Below are 16638 nucleotides of genomic sequence, written 5' to 3' on the forward strand. Positions count from 1 at the left end.
CCAGCTCCATTTCAGTTTAATCGAGGGCTTAATTCCGCCATATAAACATTTCTCAGCATCCGTATGTATTTTTCTCAGCTATTGTATAGGTCCTTTTACTTTTTCCTGCAGCAAAACAATACGCCCGCCGGATCGACCGAGGGCTCGGCGGTTCCGGCGGGCGTCAAGCACCAGGTCGGCGGCTTTGGATCGATCCTATTAGGACGTGAGCCGTATCCCGACAGTGTGTCAGCTTTCCCGTAAACGGTATTCGGTGGGTGTTACCCCGGTATGTCGTTTGAACATTTTGGCAAAATAAAAATAATCGTTATACCCCGACTTCTCTGCAATGTCGCTTACGGCAAACGAAGTGCTTCTGAGCATCTCACAAGCAAACTCCATCCGTTTATCGGTTACGAACTTCGTAAAATTGACTTGCAGCTCCTTTTTGAACAAATGACTTACATAGTTCGGGTGCATAAAAAATTTCCTGGAAATATCCTGTATGGACACATTTTCACGGAAATGATCTTGAACATACTGTAAAATTTGGTCGAACGTCGCTTCCCCGGTCTTATCTCCCATACCCGCCGAATGGAAGCTATCCATTGCAAGCTGCTCCAAGTAACGGATCATCGCAAATACATCATCGAAAGCGGCGGTCAATTCGTCAAAGCCGAATAGAAATCGCTCGGTGAAGCCATCGGCCATCCTGTATATCCTGGACAGCATCACATGATAGAACCGGAACGCATGACCGGTATCGTATCGTCCCGTCCGGAAGTGCCGTTCGATGATGGCGAAGCTCTCGTGAACGTATTTCGCATCCTTGCGCTCAAGCCCTTCCTCCAGCATGCGAAGCGCTGCAGCATCGAGATCATCCGCCCCTGCGGCTATCAGCTCCCCAATGAACGGACGGCCCGAAACGAAGTACAAGTAGGATGCCGCACCCGCCTCCTCTATCTTCTCATGAATCTCATTCATGTTATAAAAGATCGGGGTCAGACCCATTCCGCGGACACCTTCCGGTATCGGTTCTGCCAATCGGTTCATGACATCTCTGTGGTGTCGTCCATACAGGAGGAAGGCGGTCTTACCGCGTCCGATCCTGATGGAAACTGCAGCCCACCTGTCAAACAGATTACACGGATCCGAGCTTTGTACAACAGCAACGAAAGCGCCGTTTTCCCGGTCCCAGGGAGCATTGATTTTGTCCAGCAGCCGCTCCATCCTTGCATAGGCTTCAGGCGTGGTTTCTCTATCCTGAAACAGATGCAGCAGTTCACTCTCCACTACGCGCCGCTCCCTAGCAATCTGTTCTTGGAGACGCGCCAATAGTTCCTCGATCTCCGCTTTATTGAAAGGCTTCAGGCAATAACCTGCAGCGCCGTACTGCAAGGCTTGCTTCGCATAGTCGAATTCCGCGTAACCGCTGGCCATCACGCAGCGGACGGCGGAGCCTGTCTCCTGCAGCTTCTTGACCAGCTCCAGACCGTTCATCCCCGGCATTCGAATATCTATGAATGCTATGTCGGGCCGAAGCTCCTTGATTCGTTCCCAGGCTTCTATGCCGTTATACGCCATGCCGGCGATCTCAAACCCGGCCGCCGTCCAATCCAGCGTGCCCTTCAAGCTTTCAACGATCCATCTCTCGTCATCGACCAACAAGATTTTATACATCGCTGCCCCCTATAACCGGGATTTTGATAAGCACCTTCGTGCCTTCGCCCGGCACGCTGTCGATAGACATTATGCCATACTGGTCGCCATAGGCGAATTTGATCCGGTTGTTCACGTTGATTATACCGACATGCCTTTCGCGGGACATGTTAATATTGTTCGAAGCCGGCGGTTGAACCTCGAGGCTTTGTCTAATCTGCTCCAGCATCGCATGCTCCATGCCAACCCCGTCATCAATGACCCACAGTAGCAAATTGCGGTGATCTTCCATGCGGCAGCCTACGGTTAGAGTGCAGTTGTGAAGCGCCGGTTCTATGCCGTGGAACACAGCGTTTTCTACGAGGGGCTGCAGCACCATCTTGATTACTTTGCAGTTGCAGCAAGCTTCCTCGAAATCGTAGCGGACATGAAACCGGTCGGCGAAGCGGATTTGCTGAATATTGATATACGCCTCGACAATGTCCAATTCTTCCTTCAGGGCAACGTGCTCTTCCCCTTTAATGCTGTATCGGAACACCCGGCTCAGCGCATCCGTCATGTCCCGGATTTCATCCACACCTTTTACAAACGCAATGCCTTTAATGGTCTCCATCGTATTGTATAGAAAATGGGGGTTGATTTGACTTTTCAAATATTGCAGCTCCGCCTGCTTTTTCATAAGCTGCAGCTCAAAAATATGCGTCTTGGAATCGATCAGCTTACTCGCCAAATCGTCGATCTCATCCAACAGCGCATTGACCTGTTTGGCCATAATGCTGATTTCCGCATAGCCTTCCAAGGCGACCCGTTTGTTCAGATTGTTCAGCCCTTTGGCACGCAGTCCGTAAATAAATGTCATAAAGGAACGGATCGGCTGCAAAATGTTATGGCTGATCGCAATATAAAGAACATACATCACCACAATCACGGCAATAAACGTGCCTATGACCAGGTGCTGTACCTCCTCCAGTCCCCGGAACAGCTCCTTGGTCGGGTAAATGCTGACGATTTGCCCCGCAATCTCCGGAATAGGCTCCGCATGAATAACGTACGGGGCTCCGTCCTTTCTGAACTCGTCGTTTCTGGTGCCGCTCGCGATCCGGTCTTCCAGCTCCGGCAAGCGCTTTCCGATTTGGGACAAATCATTGCTGGAGGTCACGACACGGTTGCGGTCCAGCACATAGAAGCTGCCTGCCGTTTTGTCGGACATGCTGTCTATTTGAGGAGCAATAGCGTTCACATCCAGCACCATGATCGCATAGCCGATTTTCGCTTCCAATGGGACCTGGTTGTGCCTGTCATATACGGGAACTCCGACATACACGACCTGTTTCATCGGATTGCTGTAGGGATATAGGCTGAGAGCAGAATAGTAGGCGCTGGTTCGTTCCGGTATTTCATTCAATGGAATGAATTCTTGACAATTGATGCAATTGTACGAACTGCTGCCGATCGTGCTTACAAGCACTAAATCGACGATCCCCTGCTTCATGGACTTCAGGTTGACCAGCAGCTTTTCGATTTTGCCATGCAGCTCGTACTGCTTCAGCCGATCCTGCTCCATCAAATATTCCTGAATCTGCTCATTATAAGCGATATTGGGCAAAATCCGGTTGATCGTGTCGGCATTCGATGCAATATTTCGCTTAATAGTGGAGATAAGCTCAATCGTATAGTCGCTATTTCTTTTGTATGTAATATTCAGGATCTGGTGATAGCTCCATACTACCGTACCCGATAATAAAAGCAGGATGACTCCTCCGATACAGAGCAGCTGCAGCCGGATCGAATATTTGCGCAGCAGGATGAACAAGCCGACTTCCCCCTTTTATTCCAGCTATTCGATTGCCGTTCAGGAAATCCTGCCCTTCCGTGATCATCCGTCATCCCCACATCCTGTAAGCCAGCATCCCTAACCACACGGCACAGGCAATCCAAAGCGCGATAAACAGCGCGCCGGTAATCCAATTGACCGGCTTGCCCTGCCGGCGCACCTCCTCTGCCTTGGCTTTGCAATCCTCCAGCACCGGTTCCGGTATCATCCGCAACGCAAGGGCTATGCCCAGCGGCACAATAATCAGATCATCCAAATACCCGAGAATCGGAATGAAATCCGGGATTAAATCTATCGGACTGAATGCGTATGCAACGACGCAAATCGCAAACAGCTTGGCGTACCAGGCAACCCGCGGATCCCGGTACGCCAGGTACAGGACGTACACGTTTTGCTTCAATCGCCGCGCCTGGTTCTTCAGCCCGTTCAGCAGCCCTGCTTCGGTGTTCATTCTTTCCTTCACTCCATTTCGTTGACCGTATCAGCACACAATGATGCGCTCCTCATTCAAGCATACTATGTTCCGCCAAGTAGTCCATACTTTTTTTGGCATTGGGTCAACCTGCGTGCTTTTTACGATGAAGAGTCCTTATGGGCAGCCAAACCAGAATATGGTAGTATGAAGAAGAGTTCATTTCGAAGGAGTGAATCCTTATGAACGACCGGATTGCTACGATTCGGCAATCGATGATGTTTTCCGGACATTTGGAGAACGATGTCATCGATCTGCTGAGCTTGTATAATTGTCCCAAAACCGCAGAGCACAGCTTACGAGTCGGAGATGAAGCCAGCCGCCTGGCCGCCAAATTCGGCGGGGACCCCGAAGCCGCCCGCACCGCAGGCTTACTCCATGACATAAGTGCGATCATTCCGAACAATGAAAGAATCCGTGTCGCCCAGGAGCTGCACATCGAGATCCTCCCGGAAGAAGCCTTATTCCCCATGATCATTCATCAAAAAATTTCCCGTATTATTGCCCGGGACGTCTTTCACATCCACGATCCAAGCATACTCGACGCCATCGAATGCCATACCACGTTAAAAGCAAAGGCAACGCTGATGGACCTCGTCTTGTTCGTTGCGGATAAAATCGAATGGGACCAGCCGGGCAAGCCTCCTTATTTGGAGCAGCTGCTCGAGCAATTAGACACCTCGTTGGAGCAAGGGGCATTTGTCTATATCGCCTATTTGTGGAACCAGCGGGATCGGCTGAAGGTCGTCCATCCCTGGCTCATTGCAGCATTCGAGGATTTGAAAGCGAAATCATCAGCTTATCCCGTGAGGGAGGAGAATCGTTGAATGAACAAAGTGATAGTCATCGGTTCAGGGGGCGCGGGAAAATCGACTTTTTCCAGGCAATTGGGTGAACGCACGGGCTTGCCCGTGTTTCATCTGGATGCGTTGAACTGGCGTCCCGGCTGGGTTGCTACCCCCAAAGACGAATGGGACGAGCTCATGAACAAGCTGGTCCGCAACGAAGCCTGGATTATCGACGGCAATTACGGAAGAACCCTCGATACCCGGCTGCAGGCTGCGGACACGATTATTTTTCTCGATATGCCGACCTCCTTGTGCATGTACCGCGTTATTAAACGCAGAGTGATGTATCACGGCCGGACAAGACCCGATTTGAACGAGGGCTGTCCCGAGCGTCTGGATCTGGGCTTCATTCGCTGGATATGGAGCTACAGGAGAACGAGCCGTCCGGCATTGCTGAACCGTTTGGCTTTGCTCAAGGAGGGGCAGACGGTTATTATTTTGCGGTCCCCGCGGGAGGTTCGCAGTTATTTAGAGCAAATTCCGGTTGTCGGGCGTAACGCTCTCTAAGGTACCGAATCGATATCGTCTTGCTTAATATCGTACTCCCATTTTGTAAACCGTGAGAGCCTGGAGAGCGTTTGGACTTCCGCACTGCCTTCCACCGTGTATTGGAGTCCATCAGGAATGACGATCTTCGCTACATACGTTCCCGGTGTTACAGGACGACCGTCCGAGTCCTTTAAATTCCATACGGGAAGCTTCGCTTCGTACCATCCGTACTCAGGCACCTCCCCTGTCAAAGGGGCGAGCTTATGACTGAACATGACCTGTTCTTGGCCGTCTTCGATCTTTACAATCTGGTACTCCACGTTCAAAGGCTCGATGCGGATCGCTTTTCCGCCCTGATTTTTGAATTGAAGCGTTTGAACAAGTCCTCCTTTGGACGGATCGATACTACCCATGCCAAAAACAAGCCCTTCATTCATCAACAGCATCCCGTCGTGGAAAAAATCCCGGGTCGTCAGCGCCCAGGAATCTTTGACCTCGATCTGGCAGGAGCTTATGCTACCGCTCAAATACAGCGCCTGATTCAGCTCGATAATATCTCCCTGCTGCAGCCGATCCCACATATCGATGTCAGCGGATCCGATGCGCTTTCCTTCTGCATTCATTGCAACCAGCTCGATTTTTTTGCCGGTCAGCGGTTTGTTCACTTTCAACAACCCTGTTACGGATGCCGTTTTCGATTCCGCGTTGGTTTGCTTTATTGTTAGTGATCCGTAGCTGACATAGCCTTGCGGATCTTGCTTCCCGAGCGTGCTCGCGGACATGCCGGAATAAATATTGATTTTATTATGGCCACCGGTTTCCGGAGATCCGGGCACAAACTCGACAACAGCTCCCATAGAATCGGCAAAGGTGCGCAGCGGAATGTACGTTTTATTATTATAATTGAGGACCTCGTTGTCAGCGTTATCCATCTGCCGGACAGTATCGTTGACGAGAAAATTCACTTTACTTGGAAACAGCACCGCTTGAATACTGCCGGATGCGAATGCCGCCGTACCTAGGGACAGCCCAATACCTGCACATAACCCGGCTACAAAACACACCTTTTTCATATTCGCACAGCCTCTCATGGTAATTTCTCTTCAAACGGTTAGACGCCACAAATTCCATATTTGTTTCTAAATGTAAAATTAATCCAAACCTGACCCAATACTGGAGGACAACCATGATAAAAGCAGTCCTATTCGATCTGTACGAAACGCTCATTTCCGAATTTGCCAATGGAACCAGGAAGGTTCCGCGGTTGAATGATTTTCAGGAGCAGTGGGGATTGACGAAGCAGGAATACGACGAGGAGTGGCGGGTAAGACAAGTGCGCCGAATGAAGGGCACATTCCCGGATTTTCCGAGCGTGCTTCGGGATATGTGGCAGAGTAAAGGAAAAACGCTGGATGAAGCCTACCTGCAATCGCTGTATCAGGCGAGGCTTGAAGCTAAGAAGGTCCCTTTCGACGAGATATCGCCGAATATTATTTACATGCTGAAGCAGCTCAAAAGCCGCGGCGTCCGCATCGGTCTGATAAGCAATTGCACCGAGGAGGAGGTACGGGCATGGGATCGGTCCACACTGGCTCCTTACTTCGATGATGCGGTTTTCTCTTATACGACAGGCTATGCCAAACCGGATAAGGAAATTTATCAGCTATCGCTTCGCAATCTGAAGGTGGAGCCGCGCGAAGCTATATTTGTCGGTGACGGGGGCTCGCGCGAGCTGGATGGTGCCGCTGCCGCCGGGCTTCAGTCGTTTCACGCAACATGGTTTCTTTCAGAGCACTTCAGCGGTAAAATCACCGGATTCGAAAAGCTGGCCCAGCCTCAAGATTTGCTGGAACGATTCACAGGATGACGCTAAACTCGAAAGGAGGCCTGCGTGAATGGCAACGATCGTAAAACATAAGCAGTCCGGCAAGACATACGTCCTTATCGGAACCGGTTACGGTGCTTACAAAGCCATGCTCCCCGGAGTATTCGGGGGAAGCCTGTTCCCCCAGGAGGAATCTGCAGAAATTCCTTTGGCCGCCGTAAGCGACCGTTATGGCAATATGGTTTGGATGCTGACCGAGGAGCTTCTGGTCGTGGAGGTTGATGGCCGTCCCGTCGGCGATTATTTCCAGAATGTCTCCGATCGGCCTATTCCCCACGAGAATGCGGAGGAGACTTGTCCTGCCTGCGGTTTCCGCGTAGCCGCTACGGCGAGGGAGTGTCCCTCCTGCGGGCTCACGTTGATGATGGAGGAGCAGGAGGATTAGATGCCGGATCACCTCTTTGTAAAAGTATACGATGGGAGGGAATTGATTTGACTTATGAGGTCATCATTCAAGAATATACGCCTGAATGGATCGAAGAGTTTGAGAAGGAGAAGTTACAGATTCATCACGCTCTGAACGATAAAGCCATTTCTATCGAACACATTGGCAGTACCTCAATCGTAGGATTACCTGCTAAGCCAATAGTCGATATAGCAGTCGGAGTGAATCTTCTTAACGACGCCGATTTATTTATAGAACCATTGAAGGAGCTTGGTTATGAATATGTTCCTAAAATGGAATTCCCAAACCGCCGTTTTTTTCGTAAAGGCTTGTGGCGAAAGGGCACGCATCACCTTCACATTTATGAAATAACTAGTGAGGAGTGGAACAACAACCTGTTGTTCCGCAATTACCTCAAAAGCCATCCAGAGAAATTACAGGAGTATGCAGCGCTTAAGAAGCATCTTGCCAGTATGTATCCGGAAGACCGAGCGACATATACCGAATTGAAAGCACCTTTCATTAAATCAATTATAGAATTGGCCAAGAAAAGCCAATAAGAAGCCCTCAAGCCGCCTGGACGGCTCCGCTAAACAACAGCTGCCGGACGCCGGACTTCGACCCCATCGAGCCGACTGATGTGCGCCGATTCACGTGCAGTTATGACATGCTCGGTTTATTCCGAAGCCGGCTTCTGCCTTACGGTTGGTGCTGCCAGCAGCTTCTCTATTTTCCCGTTCAATGCTTGCCGTCCGGCTTGAAGCGGCTCTACCTGCGGAAACTGCTCAATGAAATGCTCGTACAGGTCTCTCGCTTCCGCCAGCTTGCTGCTCCGTACAGCCAGCTCGGCCATGTGCCGGCCTGCTTTCCACGCTTTGATCTCGGCATCCGGAGCAATAGCTCCCCGATAGCCAGGCAACGCTTCGTTGTAGGAGACAATAGCTTGCTGAGCTTGGCGGAGATGCTCACGGGCTTGTCCCATCTGAGCTTGGGCCAAATAATAACGAGCGTCGGGATAATCCGGGGAGCGCTGCAATACCTCTTCACACAGCCGCATCGCCTCGACCCACTCTTGTTGCTGCAAATGGATTTGCGCCATATACATCCGAACCGTACCTAACGCCGAAAAAGCAGGCGTCATTAATGCAAGCCGTTCTGCTTCCTTAAGGTAAGCCAGCGCCCGGTCATACTCACCTACATTGAAGCAATCTCTGCCGTAAAAAAACCATCCTGACGGGTTGAGAGGCTCTTCATCGACCATCTGCTGCAAAAGCTTAAAGGAGCGGTCGCCCTTCTGCCGTCCCCGCCATACCGAAGGATCGTACCCGTCGTGAATCAGCCGTATTCTCACTTTGCGGCTGACGGTGTTCACTCTTTCCTGCAGTCCCCCGTCCGGGGCAATTTGATTATGGACGCGGCCATAATAGCGCAATCCCCTGTTAAGCGGGAACATTCTCGATTGGGAAAAATCCTGATGGAAATGACGTCCGTACTGGTTGGCCATCCATACTTGCAAAATCACCGGCTGCTCGAATGCATCGAACAGGCCCGCCGCTTCCCGCACATGCTTGGCATCATCCGGATATAACACTTCATCCGCATCGATCCACAGCACCCAATCGCTCGTTAACAACGGGATCGTTTCGTTGCGAAGCTGTGAGAAGCTATCCTTCCATTCCGTCTCATACAGCTTAACCTCGGGAAAACGGCGTACGATCTCCATGGTCTTATCCGTAGAGCCTGAATCCATGACGACAATCTCGTCGAAGGCTCCGATCAGGCTGTTCAAGCAGCGCTCTATGCAGCGCTCCTCGTTTTTGGCGATAACCGCCGCGGTTACGGTAACCTTCTTGACTTTAAGCAGCTCCACGATCTCTTCCCTTATCGGCCCTGCCTGCGACTGCTTCAGCGCCGCGAACACCGCCCGGACCCAGGTCGCCTCGGGATCGAGTAGCCATGCCCGCTGAAAAGCAAGCTGCGCCATCGCGCCGTAACCACGGCCTAGCAGCGCTTGCCCGAGCAATAACCAGGCTGCGGACGAGGCCGGTGCCTGCTTAACATACGAAGACGCCCATTGCTCCGCCGTCTCGAACTCTTGTCGAACCAGGCACTGCTGTATTTGTTCATGGAGCTGCATTGTCGGATTCATTATGGCGCCCTCCTTCCGTTCCGGCCAGCTTCGCCCGTTGCCGCTCGATTCTGGCGAGTCTTGTGCGGATTTCCGCAGATTCCGGAAAACGCTCCGCCAATGTCTCATACATCGATTCCGCAGCTGCAAGCTCGCCGCTGCTTAACGCCAGCTCTGCATACAGCTGTTGGCTTTTCCAATCGGCAATATCGTGATCCATCGAGTCCGGTCCCCTGTAGGTTACAAAGCCTTCCAGCGCAAGTCGCGTATTCTGTGCCGCTTGCTTATACAGCAGCTGGGCCTTATGCAGATGAAGCTGACTTGAATAATAGGAAAAGTCCGGATAGCCGGGGAAAGCCGCATTCCCTTCCTGGATCGCTTGCTCCGCCTCCTGCCACCTGCTTAGCTCCATATTCAAGCGTATTGTTAATATCATCAGCTCCAAACGGTGTGAAAAATCCGTGAGCTCCGCCAGTCGTGCCGCTTGTTCCGCATAGCTCTGAGCCTCTTCGAGCCGTCCGAGCCCGGCAAGCGCTTCGCCGTAATGCATCGGCCAGACAGGGGTATCCGGCTCCTCTGTCAGCATCCGTTGCAGCAATTCCAAGTGCAGCTGCGAAAGCCTCTCGTCGTTTTCCCGAGAGCCGCTTTCCGTAACAACCAGCTTCAGGTTTAACCTTCGCTGGAGCAGTATAACGCCGTTCGTTATTCCTGACGGGTAGGTCAGCTTCTCCTTCACTCTGCCGGAATAGACCAGCCCCCATTTCATTGCATACATGCGCGGCCCGACGAACTTCTCTATTCCGGCTCCGCCGCTCGCTCGTACCGTCGAGATCACATCGAGGGCGGCAGGAGACTCGCTCTGCTGAAACAATGCCGCCGCTTCCCGGACTTTTCCTTTGTACCGGGGATGAAGCCGCTCATTTACCTCCGTCCATAATACCCAGTCTCCGGTAATATGGGCATGCACCTCATTGCGCAAGGACGCGAAGCTGTCGTTCCACTGCGATTGAATAAGCTTGATATGAGGCATACCGGCCACAATCGTCCGTGTTCGATCGGTCGAGCCATAGTCCAGAACGACGATTTCATCCACCGCACCCTGCAGGCTCCTGATGCAGTCTTCTATGTTCGCTTCACCGTTGCGGACGAGCATCGCTGCACTGACCCTTACTTTCTCCGTCTTCAGCAGCAGCTCAATATCGTAGCGCTCCGTGCCTTCTTCCTGCTGCTCCAGCTGCTTGAGGATATTCGGCATCCAAGCTGCCTCGGGGTCCAACAGCTGTGCTCTCTCGAACACGGCACGGGCCGCACCGGCAAATCCGCGCGAAAGCAATGCCTCGCCTAGATAGGCCCATCCTTGGGCATCCAGCGGGCGGGTCTGAATGTATTCCTTCGCTTGCTGCTCCGCCTGAAAGTACTGCTGCTTTTGAAGAGAAGCGGCTATTGCTTGAAATCGTTCGTTGGTGTCATTGCTCATCCTCTGCCACATCCCCTTTTTACAAAAAAAGGCCAACCCGAAAGTTGACCTTACGATAAATTAAATCTTTGCTAGACGGTTATTGCAATATCGAACACATCCAAAGTTAACGTGTGATCGACTTTATTCACATAGTGAAGCGTAACTCTGCCAAATTGTACCGATGATGGCTCATTAGTTATCGTGATCTCGTTAGCTCTTGCTGCCGAATTATAGGTTGTATTATAAAACAATGTATTGTTAGGGTCTACCAGGTAAATCCTTCTGCTCTGATCTTCCGGATCCGCAGGCAGAGCAGGCAGGAATTCATCGCCATATTGGAACGGTATGCCGGGATTTACCTGCGAGTACGTATCGCCAATAGGAGAATTGGCTATTTGTATCGTCTTGCTGACCGTATGATTGGCCTGATCATGTGCGGTTATCGTCAAGGTAGCACCTTGCTCCAGACTGTTTACCGGCAAGAACAAATACTGGTCAACAGTTACGTAGCCAAGCGATGTGCTAAAACCCGTTATCGAGTCTCCTTCATCGGGGTCCGTAAACAAGTTGAGCAACCTCAAGTCAATCACATTATCGCGTTCGTCGAATGTATCCATATAGATCGTATTGATACCATCGTTAGAAACGACCGGTTCATTATTTTTTGGTTTGATAACGATCGGAATTTGCAGCCTTGTTGATTGATTGAATGAATCTGTTGCTATAATGTTTATGGTCAAATTCAAATCTTCCGTGTTGTTGATGGTAGCTGTGTTCTCTACATATAAATAACCATCCAGGGATGCCCTTATATGGTACTGCTCCATCAGTTCTTCTTCGTTTTCAACGATAAAGTTCAATCCGGATGGATTTTTAAAATACGATCCTAATGAAACATCGTATGATTTTTTGATTTCATCTTGAAATATTAACGGTTCAGGCGTCACTACGACTTCCGGAGCAGGCATCGCTCTAACAACTACCGGAAAGCTAATGGTGGTACTCTTGTTCCGATCGTTCGTTACTTTCACATCGAGATATGCTGTCCTGATTATATTATCCGGAAAGTAGACTTCCCCTACTAGTAGCCATCCATCCACAATATTCGCTTCAATATAACCAGTAGGATTAGTGTAAGGCATTAATTCAAAGGTTACGTCCTGCCCATCGAAATAGCTTGACAAATAAGGCGTAAACCTCTCCTCCATAACCGGTCCGTTCGTCACCTCAATCGTTTCCGGAGAAGCCGGACTTCCATCCAGGAAAGGAATCGGATAGTCGGTAACAAAGCGAAGTAAGACTTCCGTCGTTGAATTGTTGGAAAGGTTGGTTCCTTTGATCGTCACCAAGGTATCTGCCTGGACTCCGCTAAGCTGCAGATGTTGTGTCCCTTCAACAATCGATACTGTTATACCAGGGTAGGATGGCGACACTTCAAACTGTGTTGCTCCTGTACCCGAGAAATATGACGAAAAATCAAATTCATAAGGCATCGCTGCGCCTGCGTTCCATGTAATGGTTGTCGGAAGCTTAACATGAATCGGGATATCAACTACAGCGTTTGTTCCAAAACTATTCGTTGCTTTAACTTTAATAACATACGTGCCGTTGGCCGGTGGGTTGACGTTCTGTATGATCAGTTCCCCTGTTTTGCTATCCATGAAGGCAGCGACTTCAGCCGGGGCTTCTATCGAATAGGTAAACTCCCAACCACCTTCCCCAAAATACTCCGAACCATTCAGCACCTTATTCTGCGTGACACCATAAACCCATTCAACAGCCTCAGGAGTTACTACCGCTTCGGGGCGGTTAACTACTTGTACTTCGATTTGTCTGGTAGCATACAACCCTTTCGGATCCGTTGCTCTAATATCAAAGCTGTACCATCCTGGAGACACCGGTGTGCCTGCTACATGCAGTACTCCACCTTCTACAGAAGCTTCTAAACCCGATGGACTTCCCATCTCTTCTATGGAATACACAAGGTTCTGGTCTGGTTGATCTATAAACAATCCGTTCAGGTTTCTCGTCACATTGACTAATGGCGTGCCCTGTTCGGCCAAGATCGGAGCTACGGGAATGTCAGTCACTTGTGGAGGCTGGTTGAATATAAACCGGATTTTTCTCTCCACACTGGCTCCAGTCGTTGGATTGGTCCCTTTAACTACGAGGAACGTCTCCTCTGCGATACCGTCAAATACGATCCGCGCATCCGCACTATCATTTTGCTCAATGAAGGCGGTAAGCGTGCCTCCAGGTGGCCGCGTGATCTCGAAATGAGTCGCAGAAATATCGGCAAACATCTCCGCTATCGGCTCCGAAGCAGGCATAGGACCATCTTGATTGTGATACAAGAACGCAGGGGATTCGATGGTTATAGGCACATTAATGGTTGCGGTTTTCCCGGAAGTATTGGTCGCTTGAATTTGCACATAAATGATCGCAGGTTCAGGGAGCGGTTGCGTCAACCCTCGGATGGTTAGTTCGCCAGTCGCCGTTTCAATAGATGCATCAACATTATACGGATTGAGTCCAATGCTGTAGGTCAACGGAACCGAATCCCAAAAGTAGGTGGCCATGTTCACTGTTTGAGGCGCACCAATATAGCCATTTATCAAATAAATCGTACCCGGATTACCAACCACGATAGGTGCAGGCTTCTGTTCCTCCTCCGCAACTCGAACGGTAATCTCATGCTGTGCGGAAGCACCTGAAGAGTCGGTAGCACGAAGCACAATTCTATATTCGCTCCCTGCTTGAGTCGGAGTTCCTGAAACAATAACGGTATTACCGGATAAGAACGAGGCCGTTAAACCATTCGGCAGTACACCCTCAATGATAAACACAAGCTCATCGCCCGGATCATCTGTAAAAACTGTGCTTAAATCTATCGTTTTTTCGAATGGTTTATTTTGAACAGCATCAATCGACCGAACCGCATCTTCGGAGACTCTTGGTGGATTATTAACGACCTTCGCATTAATAAAAATTTCCACGTCTATCGTCGCTGTAAGTCCATGTTCGTTTCTAGCTTGTACCGTAAGCCACTCAGTTCTCGTCTCATTCACCGGAAGATTAACGCCATTAATGGTCAGCATTCCTGATAGCTCTTGTATGTTTGCGTTCAAATAAGCAGGCGGATTGATGAGGCTGTAACTCAATGTCGTATCATCACTGAAATACGTTGCCATAGATACCGTTTTCGGTGCACTCGGCTCGCCGTTAACCAAATAAACCGTACCCGGTTTGCCCACAACGATAGGAGGATTATTAACGACCTTCGTCGTATTAAACGGTTCCACGCCGTTCAATAGCGTTCTAACATCTGAGGCTTGAGTCACGTCCGCAGGGTGGGAAGCTATGTATTTGGTTACGTCTCCGATATCGATGCGCTCATCGTTCCCGGCATCGAGCACGTGGACCTTGAATTGCTCTACAATTTGGTTGCTTGCATTATCGGTAATCGTAATAACGGTCGGTCCTTCTTGGTCCAATCCTTTCAGATCCACATACTTCTGTTCGGCGCTGGAATAGGTTGCATACACGACACTGCTAACCGAATTATCCACGCGGAATGATCCCAAGTGGCTTAGATCTATTGTTTTTTTCGTTCCTTTGGCCAGGGTCAAGTCTTGGATAGGATGAAGAACAACGGGAGGAGTAACGGTCGCGGGTTGGGCCATTACGGCATAGGGCACGGCAAGAATCGACATCACCGCCGCTGCGGATGCCGCTTTTGTAACCGGGCGTTTGGATACCATGGATTTCCACCTCAATAAAATTCCAAATTATTGTATTAATTATCATTTTATCATAGGAACTATGAAAAAACAGTAGATTTCACAGGTATTTTCGACTAAAAATGCAACTTCTCGACTATATTTGCAGATTCCATTCATTCCCTCTAATGAAAAAAACGCGCAGCCAAGCCGTTTATCCTACAGCTGGCATACGCGCACGCGATCTATCATTCTATGAACCTACTGAAACAAGTCTATGCTGATTTTGACAACCACTTTGCGCACGGGACCGGGAGCGTTATCGCACAGACCCGGGCGATGGATGTCTTCAGGTAATAACACGACATAGTCTCCGGCAGACATGCGCACAAAGCGCTCTCCTTCCACGTGACCGTACAGGGCGTAATCCCCATCGGCGTCGTACGGCTGAATGGTCTGGTTCGCTCCCGAATTCACCGCATAACCAATCGTCTCGGAGCCTTGAAGCACATAATGGATGTCCAAAAATTGCTCATGCTTTTCCGCCTTGGCTTCCTCCAACGGCTTGGTGGTCAGCTGCATGACCATCGCATACATTTGATCCGGAATAATGGGATATTTCCCAGTCTCCATATCGGTGAAATTCGTCCGTTCCAGATAATCCAAGGCTTGGCGGATCACCGGATGCGCCATAGCTTTTTCCTGCTTCCAATGCCGAATATGTCCAACGATCATGGTTCAAGTCCTTCCCTTTCAGCGGATCCTGTATCAGCGAACGACTCCGGCCCGGCTATCTCCTCGTATTCCCACATCTGCAAAGCCGCTCCGATCATGCCGTTCCAATTCCCTTGATAGGCCGGCTCGATACGAACTCCGGCGAACAGCGACGCCATGGCGCGTTGGCCCGCCTCTTCGCGGATTCTCTCGAACAGCGGCGCTCCCGCTTCGGCTACTCCGCCGCCAATGACGATCACTTCCGGGTTAAAAATGTGGACGAGCGAAGCGATGGCGCTGCCCAAGGCGGCGAAGGCGTCAGCCATCACCGCCGAAGCTTCGGGCTCGCCGGCCCGCCAACGGGCGAGCACCTCCCGCGAGCCGACCCGTTCACCGCCGTCCGAGCCCAGACGGGCGAGTCTCTCCTGCATTCTGCGGGCGATGCCGGTGCCGGATGCGTACTGCTCCAGGCACCCCACGCTGCCGCAGACGCAGCGCTCTCCGCGCAGATCGACCGACATGTGGCCGATCTCGCCAGCCCCGCCCCATGCGCCGTGCACAATGCGGCCGTCGATCATCACGGCTCCGCCGACGCCGGTTCCAAGGGTCAAGCACAGCAGATGCTTGACCCCCCGGCCGGAGCCGAGCTTCTTCTCCGTGAGCGCAAGCACGTTCACGTCGTTGTCGACGCAGGCCGGCAGGCCGTAGCGCTGTTGAAGCAGCCGCTTCAGCGGCGTCCCGGCGTAGCCGGGGATCAAGTCCGAGGCAAAGCGGATGCTCCCCTCGGACCAATCCACCTGCCCGGCGGTGCCGACGCCGATTCCCCGCAGCCGCAGCGCGGGAATTCGGCCTGCGGCATCGCCAAGCAGGGCGTCGACGGCCTCCATGATCCTGGAGGCCGTATCGGCTGTCCCCGCGCAGGTTTCCAGGCTGCGGGACAGCACCACTTCCCCGGCCTCGCGGATGAGGCCGACATTGATTTTGGTGCCTCCGACGTCCACGCCTACGGCGTACTCGGAGCTCGCATCATAAGGGATGCGCTGCTGCGCGATCATAGTCCTTCCCTC

At 51.2% G+C, this 16638-nt stretch carries 14 protein-coding genes; 5 read left to right on the forward strand and 9 right to left on the reverse strand.

Annotated elements, in window-relative coordinates:
* Positions 1 to 228 precede the first annotated feature (228 nt).
* From ACFQ88_RS33760 to ACFQ88_RS33770, 3 genes are all read right to left on the reverse strand, one after another.
* Positions 229 to 1659, reverse strand: a complete 1431-nt coding sequence (locus ACFQ88_RS33760; RefSeq protein WP_379461541.1) for a response regulator transcription factor — start codon at positions 1657 to 1659, stop codon at positions 229 to 231.
* Positions 1652 to 3451, reverse strand: coding sequence for a cache domain-containing sensor histidine kinase (locus ACFQ88_RS33765; protein ID WP_379461543.1), 1800 nt, complete (start codon positions 3449 to 3451; stop codon positions 1652 to 1654). Before ACFQ88_RS33765 ends, ACFQ88_RS33760 begins: the two co-directional genes overlap by 8 nt.
* Before the next feature lie 70 nt (positions 3452 to 3521).
* Positions 3522 to 3923 carry a YkvA family protein gene (locus ACFQ88_RS33770; RefSeq protein WP_239631114.1) on the reverse strand — a complete coding sequence of 134 codons (402 nt, stop codon included), beginning with the start codon at positions 3921 to 3923 and terminating at the stop codon, positions 3522 to 3524.
* A 203-nt stretch (positions 3924 to 4126) separates the two neighbouring features.
* Between ACFQ88_RS33770 and yqeK the strand changes: the two genes are divergently transcribed.
* A complete protein-coding gene (gene yqeK / locus ACFQ88_RS33775) occupies positions 4127 to 4771 on the forward strand; it encodes a bis(5'-nucleosyl)-tetraphosphatase (symmetrical) YqeK (RefSeq protein WP_379461546.1) in 645 nt (214 codons plus the stop codon).
* Positions 4772 to 5299, forward strand: a complete 528-nt coding sequence (locus ACFQ88_RS33780; RefSeq protein WP_239631112.1) for a DNA topology modulation protein — start codon at positions 4772 to 4774, stop codon at positions 5297 to 5299.
* On the opposite strand, the gene ACFQ88_RS33785 is transcribed toward ACFQ88_RS33780, so the two are convergent.
* Positions 5296 to 6354: a stalk domain-containing protein gene (locus ACFQ88_RS33785; RefSeq protein ID WP_379461548.1), complete on the reverse strand. Its 1059-nt coding sequence runs from the start codon at positions 6352 to 6354 to the stop codon at positions 5296 to 5298. The genes ACFQ88_RS33780 and ACFQ88_RS33785 overlap by 4 nt on opposite strands.
* Positions 6355 to 6467: 113 nt before the next feature.
* On the opposite strand from ACFQ88_RS33785, the gene ACFQ88_RS33790 reads away from it, so the two are divergent.
* The 3 genes from ACFQ88_RS33790 to ACFQ88_RS33800 are packed head-to-tail and all read left to right on the forward strand — an operon-like array spanning position 6468 to position 8111.
* A complete protein-coding gene (locus ACFQ88_RS33790) occupies positions 6468 to 7148 on the forward strand; it encodes an HAD family hydrolase (protein WP_379461551.1) in 681 nt (226 codons plus the stop codon).
* A 28-nt stretch (positions 7149 to 7176) separates the two neighbouring features.
* Positions 7177 to 7551, forward strand: a complete 375-nt coding sequence (locus ACFQ88_RS33795; protein WP_239631108.1) for a zinc ribbon domain-containing protein — start codon at positions 7177 to 7179, stop codon at positions 7549 to 7551.
* 47 nt (positions 7552 to 7598) lie between these two features.
* Positions 7599 to 8111, forward strand: a complete 513-nt coding sequence (locus tag ACFQ88_RS33800; protein WP_239631107.1) for a GrpB family protein — start codon at positions 7599 to 7601, stop codon at positions 8109 to 8111.
* A gap of 116 nt (positions 8112 to 8227) precedes the next feature.
* On the opposite strand, the gene ACFQ88_RS33805 is transcribed toward ACFQ88_RS33800, so the two are convergent.
* The 5 genes from ACFQ88_RS33805 to ACFQ88_RS33825 form a co-directional block, all read right to left on the reverse strand.
* The gene (locus tag ACFQ88_RS33805) at positions 8228 to 9700 is read right to left on the reverse strand and encodes a glycosyltransferase (protein WP_379461554.1); all 1473 of its coding nucleotides are present in this window, start codon (positions 9698 to 9700) and stop codon (positions 8228 to 8230) included.
* Positions 9675 to 11156: a tetratricopeptide repeat-containing glycosyltransferase gene (locus tag ACFQ88_RS33810; protein WP_379461556.1), complete on the reverse strand. Its 1482-nt coding sequence runs from the start codon at positions 11154 to 11156 to the stop codon at positions 9675 to 9677. Before ACFQ88_RS33810 ends, ACFQ88_RS33805 begins: the two co-directional genes overlap by 26 nt.
* 71 nt (positions 11157 to 11227) lie before the next feature.
* A complete protein-coding gene (locus ACFQ88_RS33815; RefSeq protein ID WP_379461558.1) occupies positions 11228 to 14851 on the reverse strand; it encodes a putative Ig domain-containing protein in 3624 nt (1207 codons plus the stop codon).
* Between the two features lie 267 nt (positions 14852 to 15118).
* The gene (locus ACFQ88_RS33820; RefSeq protein WP_379461560.1) at positions 15119 to 15592 is read right to left on the reverse strand and encodes a NanQ anomerase/TabA/YiaL family protein; all 474 of its coding nucleotides are present in this window, start codon (positions 15590 to 15592) and stop codon (positions 15119 to 15121) included.
* The gene (locus ACFQ88_RS33825; protein WP_379461562.1) at positions 15589 to 16626 is read right to left on the reverse strand and encodes an ROK family protein; all 1038 of its coding nucleotides are present in this window, start codon (positions 16624 to 16626) and stop codon (positions 15589 to 15591) included. Before ACFQ88_RS33825 ends, ACFQ88_RS33820 begins: the two co-directional genes overlap by 4 nt.
* Positions 16627 to 16638 lie beyond the last annotated feature (12 nt).

It is taken from the genome of Paenibacillus sp. NPDC056579, from assembly GCF_042793215.1.
Lineage (GTDB): Bacteria > Bacillota > Bacilli > Paenibacillales > NBRC-103111 > Paenibacillus_S.

What these genes read in the sequence shown, in the direction of transcription:
- yqeK (WP_379461546.1), top strand. Translation starts at nt 4,127, where the DNA reads ATGAACGACCGGATTGCTACGATTCGGCAATCGATGATGTTTTCCGGA.
- ACFQ88_RS33795 (WP_239631108.1), top strand. Translation starts at nt 7,177, where the DNA reads ATGGCAACGATCGTAAAACATAAGCAGTCCGGCAAGACATACGTCCTT.
- ACFQ88_RS33760 (WP_379461541.1), bottom strand. Translation starts at nt 1,659, where the DNA reads ATGTATAAAATCTTGTTGGTCGATGACGAGAGATGGATCGTTGAAAGC.
- ACFQ88_RS33805 (WP_379461554.1), bottom strand. Translation starts at nt 9,700, where the DNA reads ATGAATCCGACAATGCAGCTCCATGAACAAATACAGCAGTGCCTGGTT.
- ACFQ88_RS33810 (WP_379461556.1), bottom strand. Translation starts at nt 11,156, where the DNA reads ATGAGCAATGACACCAACGAACGATTTCAAGCAATAGCCGCTTCTCTT.
- ACFQ88_RS33790 (WP_379461551.1), top strand. Translation starts at nt 6,468, where the DNA reads ATGATAAAAGCAGTCCTATTCGATCTGTACGAAACGCTCATTTCCGAA.
- ACFQ88_RS33815 (WP_379461558.1), bottom strand. Translation starts at nt 14,851, where the DNA reads ATGTCGATTCTTGCCGTGCCCTATGCCGTAATGGCCCAACCCGCGACC.
- ACFQ88_RS33770 (WP_239631114.1), bottom strand. Translation starts at nt 3,923, where the DNA reads ATGAACACCGAAGCAGGGCTGCTGAACGGGCTGAAGAACCAGGCGCGG.
- ACFQ88_RS33785 (WP_379461548.1), bottom strand. Translation starts at nt 6,354, where the DNA reads ATGAAAAAGGTGTGTTTTGTAGCCGGGTTATGTGCAGGTATTGGGCTG.
- ACFQ88_RS33825 (WP_379461562.1), bottom strand. Translation starts at nt 16,626, where the DNA reads ATGATCGCGCAGCAGCGCATCCCTTATGATGCGAGCTCCGAGTACGCC.
- ACFQ88_RS33820 (WP_379461560.1), bottom strand. Translation starts at nt 15,592, where the DNA reads ATGATCGTTGGACATATTCGGCATTGGAAGCAGGAAAAAGCTATGGCG.
- ACFQ88_RS33780 (WP_239631112.1), top strand. Translation starts at nt 4,772, where the DNA reads ATGAACAAAGTGATAGTCATCGGTTCAGGGGGCGCGGGAAAATCGACT.